Raw genomic sequence first — 20,506 nt, 5'->3', positions numbered from 1 at the left:
ATTTTACGCGGAGCCCGTCATGCCCGAATATACCCTTACCGTCACCTGTGATAGCAAGCGCGGCATTGTTGCAGCCATCGCCGGGTTTCTAGCCGCGAATGGCTGCAACATCAGTGATAGCGCCCAGTTTGACGATATCGAAACCGGCCGGTTTTTTATGCGCGTGACCTTCATCAGTGAAGAAGGACGTGGACTGGAAGAGTTGCGTGCCGATTTCGCGCCAACGGCCCGTGAATTCGGCATGACCCCATCGTTCCATCACCATGGCGACAAGATGAAGATCGTGATCATGGTGTCGCGTTTCGGCCATTGCCTGAACGATCTGCTTTATCGCTGCAAGATCGGTGCGCTGCCTGTCGATATCGTCGCGGTGATCTCCAACCATCTCGATTACCAGAAGGTTGTCGTCAACCACGACATTCCGTTCCACTACATCAAGGTGACCAAGGACAACAAACCCGAGGCGGAAAAGGCGCAAATGCGCGTCATCGAGGAATCCGGTGCGGAACTCATCGTACTCGCCCGCTACATGCAGGTACTCTCGGAGGAAATGTGCCGGATCATGTCGGGGCGGATCATCAATATCCATCACTCTTTCCTGCCAAGTTTCAAGGGGGCTAACCCCTACAAACAGGCCTTTGAGCGTGGCGTGAAGCTGATCGGCGCGACATCGCACTATGTGACCAGCGATCTGGACGAAGGCCCAATCATCGAACAGGACACAATCCGGGTAACCCACGCCCAGAGCGCGGAAGATTATGTCAGCCTTGGCCGGGATGTGGAAAGCCAGGTTCTGGCCCGCGCCATTCACGCCCACATCCACCGCCGTGTCTTCCTCAATGATAGAAAAACGGTGGTATTTCCGGCGTCACCCGGCTCTTACGCGTCCGAGCGAATGGGCTGATTGCCAAACGGGGTCGCGGAGGTGTCGGCTTTTGCCGTACCTCCGCGTCTCCGAAAACAGATGTCAGCTACGCTTTTGCCGGTTGGACGACACCGTGGGCAAGCATGTTCCAGAACGCATCACCAATCTGATCAGGGGCGAGATCCCCACTTTCGCGGTACCAGAAATAGGCCCAGCCCGTCATACCGTCCAGGGCCAGCATCAGAAGATGGGTATCGGCGTCTTTTCGAATAAAACCGGCCTGTTTAGCCTCGTCGATTAGCTGTCGAATTTCCTGTCGATAGCGCTCGGCCATGCGTGACAGTTCGCCAAAGCTCGCAGAGCTAAGCAAGGCGCGCTCCTGCCAGGTCACGGTAAACAGGTCCTGATGATGCGCGACAATCTCCAGACGGGTACGCACATAGGCACGCATGCGCTGTTCCGGATCATCGAAATTCTTGCGCACATCATCAATCTGGCGCAACAGCAGCTCGCCCGAAAGACGAGCAATAACCTGCAGCAACGCCTCCTTGTTGGGCCAATGGTGATAAAGACCGGGTTTGGACAGGCCCACGGCCTGCGCCACCTCTATCATCGAGACAGGAATGAACCCACGCCGGCGAAACAAAGCTGCCGCCGCATCGATGATCCGCCGTGGTCCAACCCCGGCACTACCGAGATAGTCATCAAGCGTGATGAGATGCGATTCCGTCATGCGCGAGACGCTCCAGAAGGGTAGTCGTCCCCTTCAGGCATGTGGTCGGCGAAATTCTGCACCAGCGCATCCAGTTCAACCCGCTGCGTCAGGAAGCTCACAACACGATCTAGGAACAGCTTGGTGTGTTTGCGACTGATCTCCTGAAGCAGATCGCCTTCGCCATTGCGGATCATCTCGATCATGCCGCGGTGCTCATCATAGATTTGCGTATAATAAATCTTGGAGTCTTCGGGGTCACGACCGGCACTCTTGAACATCAGATAACTGAGACGGATGCTGAAATTCAGCATGGTCTCATAGGATTCAGACAGGAACGGATTGTCGGCGGCCTTGCCGACCGCCATGTGGAAATCGTGGTTGCGCTCTGCCATGACCTTATGGTCGTTCTGCTCGCCGGCAATGCGGTAGCTCTCGTTGATGCTGACGAGTTCTGACAGCTGTTTTTCAGTCCGGCGGATTGCAGCCAGCTTGAAGACAGCCGCCTGGTGCAGATCAAGAGCCTCGAAAATCTTGGGGATTTCATCAAAGCTGACAATTTCCACATAATGCCCACGATTGGGCATAAATTTCACCAGCCGGTCGGATTGTAAGCGGATCAGCGCTTCACGGATCGGTGTGCGAGAGACGTCAAAGCGCTTTTCCAGCACAGTTTCTTCAAGATACTGGCCGGGTTTGAGCGACAAGGTCAGGATCTCGCCACGCAAGGCGTTGTAGACAAGTTGCGTTGCCTGACCCTTGGGGCGTCCCCGCTTGATCCGTGTGTCTTCTATCGTGGATTCTTTGGATGCCATCGTTACGTTAGCCGCGCCCTTCCCTCAGCAACTTCAATCACGTATCTCCCGGATGCGAATCATGGTGCCGATCAGTCGACCAGAATAGTCCTAGATGCAGACATAACCCCTCACCGGCGAAATGCAAATGGCGGCCCGCCGAAGGCAGGCCGCCATTCATCTTTGCCTGGTGTGGTGCCGTTAGTTCAGTTCGCACTGGGCGGCATAAACGTCGGTCATTTTCTCCGCGATCAGACCTTCGTTATGAACCGAGAAACCCTTGTCCGGACCGGCCACGACCTTGGCGAGATACATGGAGTGGATAGGATGGTGGTTGTTGGCAAAGGCAAAATCACCACGGACGGACTCGAAGCTTGCAGCCCGCATGGCCGCACGCACGGCGTCCTTGTCGGCGATACCGCCGGCCTTCTTGACGGACCCGTCGATGAGGCGAACCGCATCATAGGCCATCGCCGCAAAATTCGACGGCAGAGAGCCGTATTTCTTCTTGAAGGCCTCAACAAATGCCTTGTTGGCAGGGTTGTCCATGTCATAGGTCCAGGGCTCGATCGAGTAGACACCTTCAGCGGCACTACCGATTGCATCCAGTGACGGGCCGTTAAACAGTGTCCACTGGGTGTAGAGCGGTGCAACATTTTTCAGGCCAGCCTGTTCGTATTGTTTGACGAACTGCACGCCCTGCGCGCCAGGCAGGAACGCAAAAACGGCTTCCGGCGCCTTTGACTTGATGTCTGTCAGTTCGGCCGAAAAGTCGTTCTGTTCAAGCGATGGATAGATTTCACCGGCGAGTTCGCCCTTGTAGGTCCGCTTGAAGCCAGCGGCCACATCCTTGCCCGCCTGATAATTGGCGGTGATCACCATGACACGCTTGATGTTCTGTTTGTCGAGGTAAATGCCGAGCGCTTCCGACGGCTGGTCATTCTGGAAAGGCACCGCGAAATAATTGGCATTGCATTCCTTGCCCGCCAGCGGTGCAGGTGCCGGGTTTGGCGAAATCAGGATCGCGCCGGCGCGCACGGTTGGTGTATGCACGGCCATCATGACGTTCGAATAGCTGGGGCCGATCACAAAATCGACCTTCTCGGACCGCGTCAGACGCTCGGCAGCAACCTTGCCGACATCCGGCTTGCGCTGGTCGTCTTCGTAAATGAATGTCGTATCGAGGCCGCCCAGCTTACCGCCAGCCTGTTCAAGGGCAAGATCAGCACCCTTCTGCATCTCGGTTCCGAGCACGGCTCCCGGGCCGGACAGAGAAAAGATGAGACCAACCTTGACCGTATCTTCGGCGTAGGCCAGACCGGCATTTCCGGCCATCAGGGCGATGGCGCAGACCGAAGCAAATTTTCCAAAGCGCAACATTGTTATTTCCCTTCTGAAGTTTGCATTTTTCCTTCTTGAGAAGCAGGTCTGCAAAGGGCTGTTGCGCCCGGTACAGGCTCTGTTTCCATGCAGTGTGCGGCCCGGCGGGCGGCAACTGTCTCGTCAATCCTCCGCCGTCAAACGCTGAGGAAAGTCCTTGCTTCACTTTCCGGTCTCGCCAGTTCGTCAGACAAACCGCTCCAAACCAGCTCTCCCTTTCGAATGATGTTGTGACGGTCGCCCAGCTTGCAGAGTGGCTTGAGGCTCTTGTCGATGACGAGGATGGTCAGGTTCTCGTCTTTCAACCGCTTCAGCGCGGCCCAGATTTCCCGGCGAATTGGCGGCGCAAGCCCCTCGGTCGCCTCATCGAGAATGAGGAAACGCGGGTTGGTCGTAAGCGCGCGGCCAATCGCCAACATCTGTTGTTCGCCGCCCGACAGCAGGTTGGCGTAAGATCTCTTGCGCTCTTCCAGGCGCGGAAACAGTTCGAAGATTTGCTGCACGGCGGCGTTACGCAATCTGGCCGTTTCATGTCTGGAAGTCGCCACGAGATTTTCCACGACGGTCAATGTCGGAAAAACCTGCCTACCCTCCGGCACCAGCGCCACGCCCATTCTTGCGATTTCGAAGGGGGCCAGACCGTTGATCCGGCGCCCGTCCAGAACGATGTCACCGGTAATGCCGTCCGTCAGACCGAAGATCGTGCGAACGGTTGTGGTCTTTCCCATACCATTCTTGCCAAGAAGGGTCGAAACTGCGCCGGAAGGGAATTCGAGACTGAGGTCGAAAAGCACCTGGCTTTCCCCGTAACGCGCGGAAACCGTATCGAAAGTCAGCATCAGAAATCGTCCTCGTCGGAAAGATAGGCCGCCTGAACCTTGGCAGAGTTGCGGATCTTTTCTGGCAGACCACTTTCCAGAACTGTGCCGTTCACCATCACGGTGATCATGTCGGACAGATAGAAAACGGCGTCCATGTCGTGTTCGATCAGGAGAATGGGGATGCGGCCCTTGATGCTGGTCTCTATCGATTGCACCAGAGCATGTGCATCGGCAGTCGAAAGACCTGCGAGAGGTTCATCAAGCAACAACACCTCCGGGCCGGAGCCGATAGCCATGGCGATCTCCAGTCGGCGACGGTCGCCATGAGACAATGCGGCAGGATGCACGGCCGCTTTGTCCTCCAGTGCAAAACGTGTGAGAAGCTCGTCCACGTCATCAGCGTGACGGCGGGCGTCGCGGCTTTTGAAAAGATCGACCATGGAAAGGATCGGCCGATGGCGCGCGACAATGCTGAGAAGCAGATTTTCGCGCACGCTCATGTGCTGGAAAAGCGCAGTCAGTTGGTATGTTCGGGTCAATCCGAGCCGCGCCCGGCGACAGGCGCTTAAACCGTTGATGGAGTTTCCACCCATCAGCACGTTGCCCTCATTCGGCTTGCGTTCACCGGACAGGACACTGACCAGCGTCGTTTTGCCGGCACCATTGGGACCGATCAATGCATGCACACTGCCCGGCTCGACAACCAGGTTGACCTGATTGAGGGCGACGATACCGCCGAAACGTACCGTGACATTGCGGATTTCAAGGCTGGGTTGCTGCATCATCGAGCCTGCTCCTTCGCCCTTGTGCTGGAGGTGATGCGCATCAGCGCAGCGGCAAGGCCGGAAAGCCCGCTGTTGAAGAACAGAACCACGATGATCAGGATCGGCCCGAGCAGTGCCGCCCAGTGATTGGTGATTGCCGCAAGGCTGTGTTCGAGCAGGACGAACGCAAGCGCGCCATAGATGGGGCCGAAGCGAGTGCCGACACCGCCCAGAATGACGATGACCAGAAGTTCACCTGAACGTTGCCAGTTGGCGTAACCCGGTGTGGCAAATTCGGTCTGGTTTGCCAGCAACATGCCGGCCAGGCCGCAGACGACACCGGCGATGACAAAGGCGACCAGCCGGACGGCCATCACGTTGAAGCCAAGGGCATTGGCCCGTTGGCCGTTTTCGCGCACGGCGACCAGACGTCGCCCAAAATCTGAGCGTATGACATGGTCAATCAGCCACAACAGCAGGAAAGCGATGACCGCGAAGAAACCGTAGAACATCCACGGATCGAAGGCATCATAGCCAGCCCACAGCGTGGTGCGGTCACGGATGACCAATCCATCATCGCCACCGAAGGCGGAGGATGATTGAGACAGGTAATAAACGATCTGCGCCAGTGCGAGCGTGATCATGATGAAATGCACGCCGCTGGTGCGCAGAGCAATCAGGCCGATCACAGCTGCAGTAAAGGCACAGACAACTGCAACTGCGGGTACTTGCAGCCACAGATCGCCGTAACCGGAATTGGCCATCAGGCCGGTAACATAGGCACCGACGCCGAGATAGACCGCATGGCCGAAACTGATCATTCCGCCAAAACCGAGAATGAGGTTCAGGCTGCTTGCGGCCACCGCATAGACCAGAAACCGTTCGAAGATCGTCAGCACATAGGCATCATTGGTGACCAGCGCGGTAACGGGACCAATGCCAAGTGCAAAGATGATAACGGCAAGTGGTTGGAAAAACTGGGTTTGGCGGAACATTTTCAGCTCCTTTTCTGCATGGGAAGCAGGCCTTCCGGACGGAAGAACAGGATGAGGACCATAAGGATATAGACGAGCATGGAGGCGATGGCCGGACCTGCCTCGCTTGCGACCTGGGCCGATACAAAGGTCGACAAGAAATCACGCAGGAACGCTCGTCCCATCGTGTCGATAAGGCCAACCATGATGGCGGCAAGCAATGCGCCCTTGATCGACCCCAGACCGCCGATGACGACAACGACAAAGGACAGGATCAGCACTGTTTCACCCATGCCGGGTTGAACCGACAGCAGTGGCCCCGCAAGTGCACCGGCGAGCCCGGCCAAAAATGCACCAAACGCAAAGACCATTGTGAACAAGAGACTGATATTGACGCCCATGACGGAGACCATGGTGCGATTGGTGGCACCAGCCCGCACCCGCATGCCGATGCGCGTCTCCTTGACGAGGTAGAAAAGCAGACCCGCGATCACGAAGCCGATAACAATGACCAGCAGGCGGTAAATCGGATAGGTGATGCCGAAGGGAAGCGAGACCAGCGACGATAGCGATGGCGGCAAGCCCGAAAAGATTGGGGCAGTGCCCCAACCGATCGTCACCATTTCATTGGCGATCAGGATAAGACCATATGTGATGAGAACGTGGTCAAGATGGTTGCGGGCGTAGATTTTGCGCACCAGCAACACTTCAAAGATCATGCCGATGAGACAAACAGCAAGGCCAGCCAAACCGACGGACAGGAAAAAACTGCCGGTCAATTTCTGGAACATCACCGCGAAATAGGCGCCGAGCATGAACAGCGATCCGTGGCTGAGATTGATGAAATCCATCACCCCGAAAATCAGTGTCAGGCCGGCCGCAATCAAAAACAGCAGAACGCCGAGTTGAAGTCCGTTGAGAAGTTGCTCGATGATGGTTGCTGTCATCCGTTTGTCCCTGGTCCGGCACTGGGCAAATAGCTTTCGGTGCGGCCGTCACTGAAGTTTCATGAACTGTCCGGTCGCGTGTGCGATGACGCGGCCGTTCTGAAAAGTGGAAGCGGAACAGGTCGCCAGCGTGCGGCCTGCGCGAAGAACATGCGCAAAAATATGCAGCGGAGAAGACAGCTCCCCTGACCGCATGAACTTCACATCAAGCGAGATGGTCAGTGCTTCGCCTTGCAGTCCCTCGCGGGCTGCGGCGTGCAATGCGACATCGAACAATGTCGACAATGCACCACCGTGCAGGCCACCAACCGAATTGGCAGCGGCCTTTGCACAATCAACCCGAAGGACGACACCGTCTGCCGTGGAGGCAACATCAACCCTGCCAATAACCGAGAGCAGCGCGTCGTCACTACGAAATGGCACGAACTGAAGGTTATAGATGTCAGGGATCACGCTGCCGCTCCGACCGTCACGACAATCTTGCCGGTAACCTTGCGGTCGAGGATGTCCTGCAAGCCTTGCATCAATTGATCGAAGGGCAGGATGGTGCTGACATTGGCCTGCACCTTGTCCTGCGACAGAAGATCAAGCCAGTAGCTTGTGCCCGCGCGGATACGCTCAAGCGCTTCATCGAAATGAATGTCCAGCGGCGCACCCATCACGGTCAGGTTGTTATAAAGCAGGTAGTTGGCCTTGGCGGCAGGGATGTCGCCGGAGGCAAAACCAACGACCACCAGCTTGCCGGCGAAACCGAGTGCACGCAGTGCTGCATCAAAGGTCGCGCCGCCAACCGTATCGATCGCGACATTGCCACCGCGATCGTCACCCCAGGCCTGTCTGACCTGTGTCTTGAAGGCCTGTTTCAACAGGTCAGGATCACGCTCCGCAATGACAATTGCGCGGGCGCCAGCGCGACGGACCAGCTCTGCCTTTGCTTCCGACGAGACGATGCCGACAACATCAGCCCCAAGATTGACGGCGAGCTGCACGGCAGCGGCCCCCACGCCGCCGGCTGCACCAGTGACGATAACGCGATCACCGGCCTTGACCTCGGCACGAATGGCAACGGCAACGAAGGCCGTATTGAAAACCGTGACGGCACCTGCAGCATCCCGTGCCGATACGCCATCGGGCCTTAAGAACACGCGGTCGACAGGAGCGGCAACCTTCTCAGCAAATGCACCAGAAAACACCTGCGCCACGACCTTGTCGCCCGGCTTGAAAGCGGTCACCCCTGCGCCGATGGCAGTAACCGTGCCTGCACAGTCCCGGCCCGCAACAAATGGTGTCTGCGGACGCTTTTGATACTTGCCTTGCACCATCAGCGCATCCGGGAAATTGAGACCAATTGCCTCGACGGCAATCAGCACCTGGCCTGCGGCCACCTGGGGTTCGGCAACCTCGCCAAGTTGGTGGGACAGCGGTGGGCCGTAAGCAGCAAGTTCATATGCGAGCATGGCTAGTCTTTCTTTCTGACTGTTTTGGTTGGTTGCCGGCTTTCAGCCGCCGGCAAGCTTGCGGCGTATGTCTTCAACGAGAACCGGCTTGATGATCTTGCGCGTCGGCGTCATGGGCATGGCGTCGAGCACTTCAAGGCGTTCCGGCCAGCGCATCTTGGCAACCGAGCGTTCGGCCAGATAGGCGCAGATCTTTTCAAGGCTCAGCTCCGCGCCGCTGGTCAGCACGACATAGGCGCAGATCTTTTCGCCGAGAATGTCGTCAGGCATCGGAACGATGGCCGACTGCACAATGAGGTCATGGGCATCGAGAATATTCTCGATGTCGGCCGGGTTGATCTTGATGCCACCACGATTGATGACGTCCTTGACACGCCCGGTGATCATGATGTTGCCATCAGCATCGAGCGACGCGATGTCACCGGTGCGGAACCAGCCATCATCGGTAAAGGATGTGGCATTGGCGTCGTGACCACCGACATATCCTGACAGGACAGAATAACCGGACAGCTGCATTTCGCCTTCTTCACCGGCGGCAAGCGTGCGACCATCTTCACGGCTGACGATCCGCACGGACAGACCTTGGGCGACGCGGCCAACCGTTCCGTGCCGGACCTCCGGCGGCGAGCGCCAGTCCGTCTGGGTGCTCAGCGTGGTCTCGGTCATGCCAAACAGGCAGCCAACACGGCCGTTTGGTAGTTTGGCCTCGAACTGGGCCGCCACGGCTGGCGGGCAGATCGAGCCACCAACAATCACATCGCGAACCGTATCGGCGGACCGCAGATCCATCGCTCCGCTTTTCAACGTTGCCGCCAGATGAGCGGGTGCCGAATAGACGATGGTCGGCTTCATGTCGAACAGGTACTGGGCGTAAACTTCGGGCGTGAACACCGGGATCGGCACGATCGTTGCGCCAGCATGCAGCGCGTTCCCCGCACAGGACAGGCCGAAGACGTGGGTGAGCGGCGGTGCGATCATCACCCGGTCGGAGCACTCCATTTCCAGCATTCCGGAGAACACTGCAGCGTTGCGGGCAAAACAGCGTTGGCTTCGCAACACGGCCTTGGGAGCAGCTGATGTTCCCGAGGTGAAGCAAAGGGCAGCATCGAGTTCCGGCGCCGGGCGGGATGGAAGTTCACCCGCACCATTTTCATCGATCAGCTCGTTGAAGGATCGCTGGCCTTCGGCCGCCTCGCCAACAACGATGATGTGCTCAAGAGACGGAATATCGGCAGCCAGCTGCGACATGGTCTCGGGGCCGTCATATTTGCCTACCCGCGCAGTCACGACAGCGCGCGGCATTGCAAACGACACCAACGGCCGCAGTTCTTCCAGGCGATAGGGCATGTGCAGTGTCGTCAGCACACAGCCGGTCAGATTACAGGCAATATATGTGGTAATGAATTCCGGAGAGGACGGAATCTGGATTGCCACACGGTCACCGGCTTTCAGGCCAAGGGCCATAAAACCGCGAGCGAGTGCTGTTGCGCGTGCCAGAAGCTCGGCATAGGTCAGCCGTCCGTGATCGAACGTATCGACTGCTATCGCCTCGGGGGTCCTGTCGACCCAGTAATTCATTGCGTCGACCAGAGTGTCGAATTCGTTCAGATTATTCTCGGATCGCACTTCCATTGGTTGGCTCATGTTTAGTTCCCCTACGGTCATTCGCAGCGCTAACGACCGTGGTCGTTGCGCCATCTTTCTTTGAAAAAGCAGCAACATGCCGCGCGCAGAACTCGGGGTTCTGGAGCTGCATGAAATGGTTGGTGTCGGGACAGATGACAGTCTTGAAGCCCAGCGCTTCTTCCATCACCTTTCCGAACTCAACGAGAATGGGCATGTCGTGAACAGCCAGATCGCCCAGCACGAGCTGGACGGGCGTGTCGATACGGGCAAGATCAGGCCAGTATTTCGACATCTCCACGGCACTCACGAAGTTTGACGCTTCCCAGGCGGGCGAACAGGTCAGTTGCCAGCCATTTTCAGCTGGCCGCAGTGTCGCTTTCGCCAATCTGTCGATTGCCTTGGGTGCAATCTGAGCAAAGGATTTTGCGCGTTCGAACGACCGCGAAAGCTCTTCGGGATGGTCGAACTGAAAGCGGCGCTTGGCAGTGCGCGCGGCAAGACCTTCCTGCATGGTCGTGAAGCGATCAATGAGATCGGCTGAAATGGAGGGCACCAGCGGCGGTTCAAACAGCGTAAGCGACGCCCAGGACCGCGGCGTCAGTGCCTGCGCCACCAGCGTGCAGGCCGAACTCATGGAGTGAAATGCACCATGCGTTTCCTTCTCACCGAAGGCTGCGACGATTGCATCGAAAACTTCTGGAATATCAGCGATGTAACGCGGCCACGGCATGTCGGGCTGCTCGGCGGGCGTGTTTTGCCCGTGATTGCGCAAATCGAACACGAAGACTTCGAAATCCTGCATAAGCAGCTGACCGAAATCCCACAGGCCGTCCACAGCGAGCCCATTTCCATGCGAAAGGATGATGCGGCGAGGACGCTCTGGACCCCAGCGTCGGACGATGATTTCCGCGCCATCGGACAGCTTAACCGTCAGACGTTCAGTGACTTGGGGCTCGATATCCAGACTGGTCAAACTTCCGCATCCTCTGTTTTAACAGCATCCGTTTTGGTGACTGGTTATTTTTATACACAATGTATCTTTATGGGCAATAACCTTATTTACGTATTCTGCTCCGCAGAGCGAATTAGTTGGATATTGCTTGGAAATTAGGCGCTTTGGCTAATTTCCGGCCGTCGTTTGCGGCGTTGTGACAAAAAAGAGAGCAACCATGAAGTGTCAATCTTGGTAGATCCACACCACGAAACCTACTTTTGGTTGTGATTGATAATTTTTGATCGCCCCGCGTTTTCGGGCAAAAATTTGCATGAGCATGTCTATGTCTAGTGGATGGCTAGCTGTCCTTGGCGGTCTTGGATGATGACAAAACGGAATCCATCACCAACTCCGTGATTAAACACCGCCGTATTTGACGCTATACCTGCCGGTGATGAAAATGCTGCACGCAAAGCCACGCACGCCCATTTATAACGAAGCCAGGCCCGTTACCGCGTGCTGCAACGCCAGGGCACTGAACCTTGCAGCGAGACCGAATAAGTCTACTCAGCCACCGACAAGGCCGATCTTTGGAACGTCGGGTGAAAGCCTTGCCGCTTTTGGTGGCGCACCGCCTGAAGATCACGCAATTCAACGGTGACTGTGAATTGAGTGAAAAAAGAATGGTGATCGCAATGGACAGAAACGAAAATCCCGGCTAAAGCCCTCTCACACCGCCTCAGGGCGGCGGCGGGTGATTAGCTCAGTTGGTAGAGCAGCTGACTCTTAATCAGCGGGTCGTAGGTTCGAGCCCTACATCACCCACCAAATTTAACCGACAAGCCATCAACCACCCATAAATTCCTAGTCCTTGAGACGTGTCGAACTTCGGTACCGATTGCACATGCCCGGGCAACTTGTTTTGAACATTGAGACGACGAGCCCCAAATCTTGATGCCTGTCTGGTGGCCGACAATCCGACGTTTACTGCACCAACCGAAGTTCGCTTTGTCCGCGCCGCAGCTGTTTATCGACATACATCAGGCGATCCGCCTCTTTCAGCACAGTCTCAATGTCATCCACCGAAGGGTCAGCGATGGCTATGCCAAAGCTGGCGCCGAGATAGTTCAACTCGCAATCGCAAGATCATAAATACCGAGCAGAGGCAGCGCCCAGCTCGACCAGAAAGTTGTTACCGGCCTGATGCCCAACTATCGTGCCGAACCGCTGCCAATGACGCTGCTTTACCCACATCGTCAGCATCTCTCGAGGCGCGTTCGGGTGTTCGCCGACTGGCTTGAGACGACCATAAGAGATGCCATCACTCCGCAGCAAATCCAGGAATAGTTGACTGTTATGGTATGGTTTATTAAATGGACTGCGTTCCAGGAAAGCCGCGATGCATACCAAAGCAGAGTTCACACCAAAAATGCAGACCGACGTTCACTCCTTGAGAACGTTGGAACCGCTTTCATGGCGGCGCTTTGCCGGTGCAATTGCCGATGTCTGGTCCATTCGCGGCAAGGTTGGAGCTGGCGGTTTCTATGTGTCTCCGGATCCACGCATCGTCATCATGCTGGATGACGACATCCCCGCCCATGCTTTGACGACAAAAAAGAATGCCGATGAAAAACGCGGCGTCGGGGCATTTTACATTCCAGCAGGTGTGCCTTTGTGGAGCCGGTTGGAAACGGCCCAGGATTTCAGCCACATCGATTTTCATTTCGAAACGTCAGCGCTCCATGCGCGCCTGGGTGCAGCAGGCATCAATGGCGACCTGACAAAACCGAGATTTATCGGTTCGAATGACGTTCTGGCAACGATCGGCCGCATGGCGGCAAAAGAAGTACGCCAACCCAGCCGTGGCGACGTGATGCTTGATGGCCTTTTCAGAGCGGCACTGGGGGAAATCTTCACCACAGCAGCCGATGTCGTGACCCCTGCTCCCGGCAATATCACACCCCACAAGCTTTCGGCGCTCAACCGTTTTCTGCAGGACAACATGACACGTCAGATCAGCGTGGCAGAGATGGCTGCCGTCGTCGGTCTGTCACCAAGCTGGTTTGCCCATTGCTTCAGCACACAACTTGGCGAGACACCCCAGCGCTGGCAGGCGCGTTTGCGGCTGGAAACAGCCTGCGAATTGATGGCCGAAACGTCCATGTCCTTCGCCGATATCGCGCACGCCACGGGCTTTTCCGATCAGGCGCATCTGTCGCGCATGTTCCGGGCAAAATACGGCCAACCACCATCGCTTTGGCGACGTGAACGATTTCCAAAGGCCTGTTCAAAGCACAACAGCCCTGTTCAAGACATTGCTCAATAGTGGAGTTAGACGCTCAGGATATTTTCTTTGGGGGTACCATGATGTTGCACACCAAAACGACCGCAGCTCTTATGCTGGGCGTTAGCCTGACCGCGTTGCTTTCCGTTTCCGCCTCCGCACAGGACGAACAGAGTAACACTCGCTCAACCTTCCTAGGCGTGATCAACGTTACGGGCGGCGAAAACCCCACAGCCCCATTGGAAAGCAGTGTTGCCAAGACGGCAGCAACCAGCAAGACGAGCCGTACGATCCTTGAGACGCAGTCCTCCGTATCGGTCGTTCCCCGCGCTCAGATGGATGCGATCGGCGCCACCAACCTTGCCTCCGCCCTTCGATACTCCGCTGGTGTGATCACCGAGAACTATGGCGGCGACCCGCGTTTCGACAGCCTCTATCTGCGCGGCTTCAACCTGGAAAACGACAAGTTTCTCGATGGCTTGCGCCTGATGCGTTCAACGCAGTTCCCTACCAGCGCGCCATCATTCGAACTTTATGGCCTTGAGCGCGTCGAAGTGCTGCGCGGCCCGGCATCCGTTCTTTACGGTGCAGGCACACCGGCAGGCCTGGTCAACTCCATCCAGAAGCGCGCTCAGGCTGACGGTGACTTCAGCGAAGTGGGCGTCGGCTTCGACACCAACAGCTCCCTTTCGACATTCGGAGATGTGAACCGTGTCGTAAATGAGGATTTCGCCTATCGCCTTACCGGTAAGGTCAGCAACGAAAGAACCGATGTCCACGAGATCGACAACAAGCGTCTCTATCTCGGCCTTTCCGCCAGCTATGCGCTGGGCGATGCGACCGAACTGGAACTGATGGGCAGCCTGCACAAAGACAAGCCGATGACGCCGACCGGCGTGCCGGACAGTTTCGTGGGCGTTTATAACGACAAGGATTTGCGCGATTTCTACTTCGGTGACGACTCCGTCGCCGATAGTGACCGCACCATGGGAACCCTGTCGGCCGGCATCACGCATGAGTTCGAAAACTACTGGAAGCTCAACGGCACCTTCCGTTATACGAACCATGACTGGAACTATCACAGCATGTATCTCGATGCTGCAACCGGCAGCTCGGTGGGACGCGGCATCATCACGCAGGACGAGTCCTTCAGCGCCCTTGCTGCCGATGTGCGTCTCTCCGGCACGGTTGATACAGGCGACGTGACACATAACCTCGTTTTCGGTCTCGACGCCCAGAAGCTGCGGGAAAAGGCCTATACCGGCTTTTCCTATTCCAGCGCCATCGATTATCTTTCCCCAATCTATGGCGGCCTGAGCATCGCGGCCCCATGGTATACCGCCAACAAGAATGTCGACGCGTCGCAGATCGGTCTTTACGCACTGGATGAACTCGCACTCGGCAACTGGCGTGCGACCCTCGGATTGCGCCAGGAATGGACGGACCAGTCCGGCGCCAATGTCACCAATTTCAGCACGACGAATTTTGACCGCCGCGACCATCAGGCAACCGGCCATGCTGGCCTTGGTTATGTCTGGGATAGTGGCGTCGCGACCTACGTCTCCTACTCCACCTCATACCTGCCGCAGCCCGGCGTCGACATCGAAAATGTCGCGCTGAAGCCGACCCATGGCAAGCAGTGGGAAGCGGGTGTGAAATACGAACCCACCGCCTTTGATGGCCTGTTTTCCGCGGCACTCTACGATTTGCGGGAAACCGACCGTAACACAACCGTGTTCGAAGACATCGGTGGTGGCACGATTTCCGGCGTCAGGCAGATTGGCGAGGCTCAGGTTCGCGGTCTTGAACTGGAAGCAGCGGCAGAAATTGCCGACGGCTGGACGGTCAAGAGTGCCTACACCTATTCCACGACTGAAATTCTCGCGGGCCTGAATTCCGGCAATGAGCTGGCCAACACGCCACGCCACGCGGCAAGCATTTGGCTTTCGCACACCTTCGCCAGTGGCACACTGGAAGGCCTGACGCTTGGCGCCGGTGTTCGCCATATCGGCACTCGCTACAGCTCCGATGCCAACACGTTGAAGCTCGACGCCGTCACGCTTCTCGACCTCGGCGCCAGCTACAAGTGGGACAACGGTCTCGTCGGACGCGTCAATATTTCGAACGTCACGGATGAGGCCTATATTTCGGCCATTGGCCTCAACTCGGCCTATTTCGGCAATGGTCGTAACATTCAGGCGAGCCTGACCTATAAATGGTGAATGGTCCCGCCACGGGCCATCTGACCAGACGCGTGCTTCTCGGCAGCATGGCTTCGGCCTTGCTGCCGTGGAACATTGCCCCAGCAAGCGCGGCATCCAGACCACGGCTCGCCGCCATCGACTGGGCGATGGCCGAAACCGCCGCGATGCTTGGCCATCCGCCCGCAGCGATTGCCGAATTGCGCAGTTTCCGGCACCTTCTCGAAACGCAAGTGCCACAAGACACGGTTGATCTGGGTCTGCGCGGTTCACCGAACCTCGAAACACTGAGCCTCGTCGGTCCTGACCTTATTCTTTCCTCGAATTATTATGCGGCCTACACGCCGAAACTGGAGCCCATTGCACCTGTGTTCTCGCAGCCGCTCTTCATAGCAGGCGAACCAGTTCTGCCGAAGGTTATGGAGCTGTTGGCCAGCCTGGCAGAGCGGATGGATTTACCGCAGCTCGGACAAGACACAAAACGCGCCGCCGCTGACAGGATGGCATCGCTGCGTAGGCGCGTTGAGCGTTGGAATTCCAAGCCTTTCCTTCTGATTGAGATCGGAGATCCGCGCCATGTCCGCATCTATGGAACCGACAGCCTGTTTGGCGGCATGATCGAGGCCATTGGACTGCGTAATGCCTGGGGAGCAGGAACCCGTTTCTCGTTCGCCGCCCCCGTTCCAATGGAAAACATCGTGCAGTTTCCAGACGCGTGGATTGTCATAACAGGCGATGTTCCCGTCCAGACCGAGAACGGGCTTTCCCGTTCGGCGCTGTGGAATGCACTGCCATCCGTGCGTGCCGGTCGGGTTTTGCGGGTCGGCGACATGAACGGTTTTGGCGGCATGCCCTCAGCACTTCAGTTCGCGCGTGAACTGGTGCGAGTGCTGGAGGAACGGGCATGAGATTGTGGCCTTTGGCAACCGGAAGCGTCTTGGCAGCCGGACTCTGGGCAGTTGTCGCATTCTATGCCCTGCCTCTTATGAACTGGCCGCCCCTGCCCTGGCATGCCGCCGACATGTCGATCGAGCAGATCCTTCTGGCTTTTGGCCTGATCCCACGCGCCGCAGTCGCCCTGCTTGTCGGTGGATTATTAGGGCTGGCTGGCGCTTTGATGCAGGCGGTGCTGCGCAATCCCCTTGCCGATCCAACCACATTGGGAACGGCTGCCGGCGCACAACTCGCCATCGTGATGGCCACGGTGTTTGCACCGAGTTTGCTGGCAGGCGGTAATCTTCTGGTCGGGCTCAGCGGCGCAGCCGTCGCAACTCTTCTGGTGATGACGATCGGCGCGCGGCGCAGCTATGCTCCGGTAACGATCACCATCACCGGCATGCTCGTCGGCATGCTTGCTTCGGCAGTCGCCATGGCAATCACTCTGTCGCAGGGGCACTACCTGTTCACACTGGTCTTGTGGAACGGTGGCGCACTCACCCAGAACGACTTCGCCCCTGCTTTACGACTTTTCCTGTGCCTGCTTGTTGCACTGGTCGGCGCCGCCTTGCTGGCACGCCCCCTGACCGTCATGTCTCTTGGCGCGGAAGGTGCCCGGGGTCTGGGGCTTGGCGTTGCGGGGCTGCGCTCAGCAACCCTGTGCCTTGCCGTTCTTCTGTCAGCCCTCGTCTCTGCCGAGGTCGGTTTGGTCGGTTTCGTTGGGCTGGCGGCGCCGGCCATCGCCCGCAGTCTCGGTGCCCGCACCATTTTGCAAAGGCTGATGATCGCCTCGGTCTCCGGTGCCTTGCTGCTGTCCCTGACCGACAATGTCCTGTTGTTGGTCGCCGCACTTGGCGGACCATCTTTGCCGACCGGCGCCCTGACCGGACTGATTGGCGGACCGCTGCTGATCTGGCTTTTGCCGCGCATGCAATCGACCGTGCCGCAGACGGCGGAGGATGGCAGACGCAGCCAGCTGCGCACTGACCGCCCCATTCGGCTTTTGAGCATCATCGCTGTTTTGACGTCAGTCATATCAGTGATCTGCCTGTTGACCGGGCGTGGGCCGGACGGCTGGAATATCGTGCCCGCCGAACTGCGCGATACGTTTTTGCCCATCAGAGCAACTGTGCTTGTTGCCGCCGCTTCCGCGGGCGCACTGCTTGCCATTTCGGGTGCCGTTCTGCAGCGATTGACCGCCAACCCCATGGCCGCACCCGAGGTTCTGGGTGTGACCGGCGGCAGCGCACTCGGTTACGCCGCCGTGGTCTTCCTGATCAGCGAACCCTCGCGCAGTGCGCTGGCACTTGGAACAGCTGTCGGCGGCTCTCTGGCGCTGGCCAGCCTTTCGCTTTTTGCCCTGCGTCGGGATATGGCACCCGCCCGCATCCTGCTTGCTGGCCTGGCGATCGGGGCCCTGGCATCGGCCGTTTTGATGGCAATCATGGCGTCGGGCAGCCCTGAGGCCTGGGCCATTCTTGGATGGCTGGCGGGCAGCGCATCCTCGGTGACATCAGGGGGAGCGACATTCCTTGCATCGCTGGCGCTCACATTGCTCCTCGTTCCGCTCATTGTGGCACGCTGGCTGGAAATGCTGCCACTTGGCACGGAAACCGTATCCGCGCTCGGGCTTCCCGTGCGGCGCGTTCAGCTTCTGCTTGTCTTGATTGCGGGGCTGGCGACGGGTGCAGCCACCACCTTTGTCGGTCCGGTCAGTTTCGTTGGCCTGATGGCGCCGCATCTGGCCCGCGCTGCGGGTCTCGTGCGGCCGCGGCCTTTTCTTCTCGCCAGCTGGATGATTGGTGCCCTGCTGATGGTTCTTGCAGCCTTTGGCGCCCGCACCGCCACCTATCCCTATGAACTTCCCATCGGGCTTTTTGCCACGCTGATCGGCGTACCATGGCTGTTCATTCTTCTTCTCAGAAAAGGGCAAGCATGAACCTCTTCGCTTTGTCCGGGGTGAGCTACGCTGTCCCCGGCCGCCAATTGATCGACAATCTCGACCTCACGCTGCAGCCAGGTGTCGTCACCGCACTTGTCGGGCGAAACGGCTCGGGTAAATCGACACTGCTTCGCATGCTTTCTGGGCAGGCGCGCCCAAGCGCCGGCTCGATTGCCTATCAAGGCCGGGCACTCAATGACTGGCACCAACAGGAGCTTGCCCGCGACCTTGCCTATCTGCCACAGGTCACGCCACCGGCTGAAGGCATGCAGCTCGGCGAACTCGTTGCGCTTGGTCGCTACCCGTGGCGTGGTGCGCTCGGACGTTTGAGAACGGAAGACAGGCAAGCAATCACCTCCGCCATTGCGCGCTGCGGCCTGTCGCATCTGACGGAACGGCTGGTGGATACATTGTCAGGCGGCGAACGGCAGCGCGGCTGGATTGCCATGATGCTGGCGCAGGGCGCCCGCACGCTGCTGCTTGATGAACCGATCTCAGCGCTCGACGTGGCCCATCAGGTCGAAGTGCTCGGACTGGTGCATGACATGTGCCGCGAAACTGGGCTCTCGGCCGTCATCGTGCTGCATGATGTGAACATGGCCGCCCGCTACTGCGACCGTGTCGTGGCACTGGGTGGAGGCAAACTGCTGCTCAACGGCCCCGTCTCTGACCTCATGACCCCGCAAGCCCTGATGCAGGTTTACGGGCTTGATATGACCGTGGCTGTGCAGGACGGCGATCCCTTCGCCCTTCCGCGCAATATACGGACATCCAACGAAGCGCGCTGAAACGCCATCCTCCAAGATGTACAATCCTGGAAAACCTGCCCAACTGTATCACGCCCGCATTACAGACATCTTTCACCATGCAAATCAGCCATGAACGCCCCGGTCGGCGTTTTGCATTCGAGACACCGTCGCAGCAGATGATGCAAGTGGCGGTCAAGCAGGGTCAAGTCGCCTTGTGATATGTGAGCCAGGTCACTTTAAGCCTTGGGCCGCATCATCAGGCGAAACTCCCGCGGTGTTTTGCCGGAACGATCCTTGAATATCTGATAAAATCGGGCACTTGAGCCAAAACCGCAATCAAGCGCGATGTCGAGAACGCCATCTTCGGTTTCGGCAAGACGCTGCATGGCGCGCGCTAAGCGGTAGCGGGTCAGATATTCCATCACGGAAATGCCAAGCACGTCACGAAAGGCACGATTGGCCGTGGTTGGATGCACACCGGCAAATCCGGCAAGCGTTGCCAGTGTCAGTGTCTCGGTAAAATGTTGATTGATGGCCTCGGTCAGAAGCTGCGTGTGCCTGATGCTCTGGTTATGCGGTAACCCTGATGTATTGCTGGTCACTCGCTTGTCGGTCTGGGCAAGGATCAGGCGCCGCACGGCCAGTTTGACCTCATCGCAGACCAGTTGCCGACGCACCTCGCCGCCAGTTGTCCACTCGTCTTTCCATCTTGCCGCCACCAGTGCCGTTTCAGGGCGCAGCTCCGGTTCCGTGACAAATGCCCCTTGCATGATTTCCTGTCGCATACCCTGGTCGATGGCCAGAGAAAGGAAGTCCGAAAGCGGCAGGTAGATGCAGATCAGTGGCGCAGGCGGCGAAACCGCAATCGCCTGATGGGGAATGGCGGCCCAGAACAGCACCAGCCGTCCCGCTTCAACCTCAACCTGACGCCCGTTGAACAGGTATGTCATGCTGCCATCCAGCAGCAGATTAAGTTCGACATGGTCGTGCCAGTGCGCAGCCGCCATGGTGTTGGCGATATGGCTCTCCACAAAGAAGTTGTGTGAGGGCGCTGACCATTCGAGGATGTCAGAAAATTCTTCTTTCATGGGCCGCTATGCTTCGATCCGGGAATAAATAG

19 protein-coding genes, 1 tRNA gene and 1 pseudogene are annotated in these 20,506 nt (G+C 57.7%); 8 read left to right on the top strand and 13 right to left on the bottom strand.

Annotation, left to right across the window (positions count from 1 at the left end):
* The first annotated feature begins 19 nt into the window (after positions 1-19).
* The gene (gene purU, locus RT613_RS06110; RefSeq protein ID WP_313613781.1) at positions 20-904 is read left to right on the top strand and encodes a formyltetrahydrofolate deformylase; all 885 of its coding nucleotides are present in this window, start codon (positions 20-22) and stop codon (positions 902-904) included.
* 67 nt (positions 905-971) lie between these two features.
* Here the strand turns inward: purU and RT613_RS06105 are convergent, their stop codons facing one another.
* From RT613_RS06105 to RT613_RS06055, 11 genes are all read right to left on the bottom strand, one after another.
* A complete protein-coding gene (locus RT613_RS06105; RefSeq protein WP_313613780.1) occupies positions 972-1,598 on the bottom strand; it encodes a TetR/AcrR family transcriptional regulator in 627 nt (208 codons plus the stop codon).
* Entirely contained in the window at positions 1,595-2,392 is a 798-nt protein-coding gene (locus RT613_RS06100) for a GntR family transcriptional regulator (RefSeq protein WP_313613779.1), read from the bottom strand. Before RT613_RS06100 ends, RT613_RS06105 begins: the two co-directional genes overlap by 4 nt.
* Before the next feature lie 180 nt (positions 2,393-2,572).
* The gene (locus RT613_RS06095) at positions 2,573-3,751 is read right to left on the bottom strand and encodes an ABC transporter substrate-binding protein (protein WP_313613778.1); all 1,179 of its coding nucleotides are present in this window, start codon (positions 3,749-3,751) and stop codon (positions 2,573-2,575) included.
* A gap of 137 nt (positions 3,752-3,888) precedes the next feature.
* Positions 3,889-4,590, bottom strand: a complete 702-nt coding sequence (locus RT613_RS06090; RefSeq protein WP_313613777.1) for an ABC transporter ATP-binding protein — start codon at positions 4,588-4,590, stop codon at positions 3,889-3,891.
* Entirely contained in the window at positions 4,590-5,357 is a 768-nt protein-coding gene (locus RT613_RS06085) for an ABC transporter ATP-binding protein (RefSeq protein WP_313613775.1), read from the bottom strand. Before RT613_RS06085 ends, RT613_RS06090 begins: the two co-directional genes overlap by 1 nt.
* Positions 5,354-6,331, bottom strand: coding sequence for a branched-chain amino acid ABC transporter permease (locus RT613_RS06080; RefSeq protein WP_313613773.1), 978 nt, complete (start codon positions 6,329-6,331; stop codon positions 5,354-5,356). The genes RT613_RS06085 and RT613_RS06080 overlap by 4 nt, the downstream gene beginning before the upstream one ends.
* A gap of 2 nt (positions 6,332-6,333) precedes the next feature.
* Positions 6,334-7,257: a branched-chain amino acid ABC transporter permease gene (locus RT613_RS06075; RefSeq protein WP_313613771.1), complete on the bottom strand. Its 924-nt coding sequence runs from the start codon at positions 7,255-7,257 to the stop codon at positions 6,334-6,336.
* A gap of 48 nt (positions 7,258-7,305) precedes the next feature.
* Entirely contained in the window at positions 7,306-7,710 is a 405-nt protein-coding gene (locus RT613_RS06070; protein WP_313613769.1) for a PaaI family thioesterase, read from the bottom strand.
* A complete protein-coding gene (locus RT613_RS06065) occupies positions 7,707-8,714 on the bottom strand; it encodes an NADPH:quinone oxidoreductase family protein (RefSeq protein ID WP_313613767.1) in 1,008 nt (335 codons plus the stop codon). Before RT613_RS06065 ends, RT613_RS06070 begins: the two co-directional genes overlap by 4 nt.
* 42 nt (positions 8,715-8,756) lie before the next feature.
* Entirely contained in the window at positions 8,757-10,358 is a 1,602-nt protein-coding gene (locus RT613_RS06060) for a class I adenylate-forming enzyme family protein (RefSeq protein ID WP_313613765.1), read from the bottom strand.
* The gene (locus RT613_RS06055; protein WP_313613763.1) at positions 10,324-11,313 is read right to left on the bottom strand and encodes an alpha/beta hydrolase; all 990 of its coding nucleotides are present in this window, start codon (positions 11,311-11,313) and stop codon (positions 10,324-10,326) included. The genes RT613_RS06060 and RT613_RS06055 overlap by 35 nt, the downstream gene beginning before the upstream one ends.
* A gap of 713 nt (positions 11,314-12,026) precedes the next feature.
* On the opposite strand from RT613_RS06055, the gene RT613_RS06050 reads away from it, so the two are divergent.
* Positions 12,027-12,102: transfer RNA gene (locus RT613_RS06050), tRNA-Lys, on the top strand.
* A 156-nt stretch (positions 12,103-12,258) separates the two neighbouring features.
* Here the strand turns inward: RT613_RS06050 and RT613_RS06045 are convergent.
* A complete protein-coding gene (locus RT613_RS06045; RefSeq protein WP_313613761.1) occupies positions 12,259-12,405 on the bottom strand; it encodes a hypothetical protein in 147 nt (48 codons plus the stop codon).
* A gap of 69 nt (positions 12,406-12,474) precedes the next feature.
* Between RT613_RS06045 and RT613_RS06040 the strand changes: the two are divergent.
* From RT613_RS06040 to RT613_RS06015, 6 genes and pseudogenes are all read left to right on the top strand, one after another.
* Positions 12,475-12,621, top strand: a pseudogene (locus RT613_RS06040) (LysR family transcriptional regulator); the annotation flags it as partial.
* Positions 12,622-12,673: 52 nt separating this feature from the next.
* Positions 12,674-13,600 carry an AraC family transcriptional regulator gene (locus RT613_RS06035; RefSeq protein ID WP_313613760.1) on the top strand — a complete coding sequence of 309 codons (927 nt, stop codon included), beginning with the start codon at positions 12,674-12,676 and terminating at the stop codon, positions 13,598-13,600.
* A gap of 38 nt (positions 13,601-13,638) precedes the next feature.
* Positions 13,639-15,780 (top strand): TonB-dependent siderophore receptor, encoded by a 2,142-nt coding sequence (locus RT613_RS06030; RefSeq protein ID WP_313613758.1) that lies wholly within the window; start codon positions 13,639-13,641, stop codon positions 15,778-15,780.
* The gene (locus RT613_RS06025; RefSeq protein WP_313613757.1) at positions 15,774-16,667 is read left to right on the top strand and encodes an ABC transporter substrate-binding protein; all 894 of its coding nucleotides are present in this window, start codon (positions 15,774-15,776) and stop codon (positions 16,665-16,667) included. Before RT613_RS06030 ends, RT613_RS06025 begins: the two co-directional genes overlap by 7 nt.
* Complete coding sequence (fhuB, locus tag RT613_RS06020) at positions 16,664-18,634, top strand: Fe(3+)-hydroxamate ABC transporter permease FhuB (RefSeq protein ID WP_313613755.1); 1,971 nt, start codon at positions 16,664-16,666, stop codon at positions 18,632-18,634. The genes RT613_RS06025 and fhuB overlap by 4 nt, the downstream gene beginning before the upstream one ends.
* A complete protein-coding gene (locus RT613_RS06015; protein WP_313613754.1) occupies positions 18,631-19,425 on the top strand; it encodes an ATP-binding cassette domain-containing protein in 795 nt (264 codons plus the stop codon). Before fhuB ends, RT613_RS06015 begins: the two co-directional genes overlap by 4 nt.
* Before the next feature lie 197 nt (positions 19,426-19,622).
* On the opposite strand, the gene RT613_RS06010 is transcribed toward RT613_RS06015, so the two are convergent.
* Positions 19,623-20,474 carry a helix-turn-helix domain-containing protein gene (locus RT613_RS06010; RefSeq protein ID WP_313613752.1) on the bottom strand — a complete coding sequence of 284 codons (852 nt, stop codon included), beginning with the start codon at positions 20,472-20,474 and terminating at the stop codon, positions 19,623-19,625.
* Between the last annotated feature and the right edge of the window lie 32 nt (positions 20,475-20,506).

Source organism: Agrobacterium sp. (assembly GCF_032092815.1).
In the GTDB taxonomy this organism is placed as follows: Bacteria; Pseudomonadota; Alphaproteobacteria; order Rhizobiales; family Rhizobiaceae; genus Agrobacterium.
The sequence above is the reverse complement of the archived record's forward strand: the minus strand, read 5'-3'. Positions and strand labels throughout refer to the sequence as shown.

What these genes read in the sequence shown, in the direction of transcription:
- purU (WP_313613781.1), top strand. Translation starts at nt 20, where the DNA reads ATGCCCGAATATACCCTTACCGTCACCTGTGATAGCAAGCGCGGCATT.
- RT613_RS06105 (WP_313613780.1), bottom strand. Translation starts at nt 1,598, where the DNA reads ATGACGGAATCGCATCTCATCACGCTTGATGACTATCTCGGTAGTGCC.
- RT613_RS06100 (WP_313613779.1), bottom strand. Translation starts at nt 2,392, where the DNA reads ATGGCATCCAAAGAATCCACGATAGAAGACACACGGATCAAGCGGGGA.
- RT613_RS06095 (WP_313613778.1), bottom strand. Translation starts at nt 3,751, where the DNA reads ATGTTGCGCTTTGGAAAATTTGCTTCGGTCTGCGCCATCGCCCTGATG.
- RT613_RS06090 (WP_313613777.1), bottom strand. Translation starts at nt 4,590, where the DNA reads ATGCTGACTTTCGATACGGTTTCCGCGCGTTACGGGGAAAGCCAGGTG.
- RT613_RS06085 (WP_313613775.1), bottom strand. Translation starts at nt 5,357, where the DNA reads ATGATGCAGCAACCCAGCCTTGAAATCCGCAATGTCACGGTACGTTTC.
- RT613_RS06080 (WP_313613773.1), bottom strand. Translation starts at nt 6,331, where the DNA reads ATGTTCCGCCAAACCCAGTTTTTCCAACCACTTGCCGTTATCATCTTT.
- RT613_RS06075 (WP_313613771.1), bottom strand. Translation starts at nt 7,257, where the DNA reads ATGACAGCAACCATCATCGAGCAACTTCTCAACGGACTTCAACTCGGC.
- RT613_RS06065 (WP_313613767.1), bottom strand. Translation starts at nt 8,714, where the DNA reads ATGCTCGCATATGAACTTGCTGCTTACGGCCCACCGCTGTCCCACCAA.
- RT613_RS06060 (WP_313613765.1), bottom strand. Translation starts at nt 10,358, where the DNA reads ATGAGCCAACCAATGGAAGTGCGATCCGAGAATAATCTGAACGAATTC.
- RT613_RS06035 (WP_313613760.1), top strand. Translation starts at nt 12,674, where the DNA reads ATGCATACCAAAGCAGAGTTCACACCAAAAATGCAGACCGACGTTCAC.
- RT613_RS06030 (WP_313613758.1), top strand. Translation starts at nt 13,639, where the DNA reads ATGATGTTGCACACCAAAACGACCGCAGCTCTTATGCTGGGCGTTAGC.
- RT613_RS06025 (WP_313613757.1), top strand. Translation starts at nt 15,774, where the DNA reads ATGGTGAATGGTCCCGCCACGGGCCATCTGACCAGACGCGTGCTTCTC.
- fhuB (WP_313613755.1), top strand. Translation starts at nt 16,664, where the DNA reads ATGAGATTGTGGCCTTTGGCAACCGGAAGCGTCTTGGCAGCCGGACTC.
- RT613_RS06015 (WP_313613754.1), top strand. Translation starts at nt 18,631, where the DNA reads ATGAACCTCTTCGCTTTGTCCGGGGTGAGCTACGCTGTCCCCGGCCGC.
- RT613_RS06010 (WP_313613752.1), bottom strand. Translation starts at nt 20,474, where the DNA reads ATGAAAGAAGAATTTTCTGACATCCTCGAATGGTCAGCGCCCTCACAC.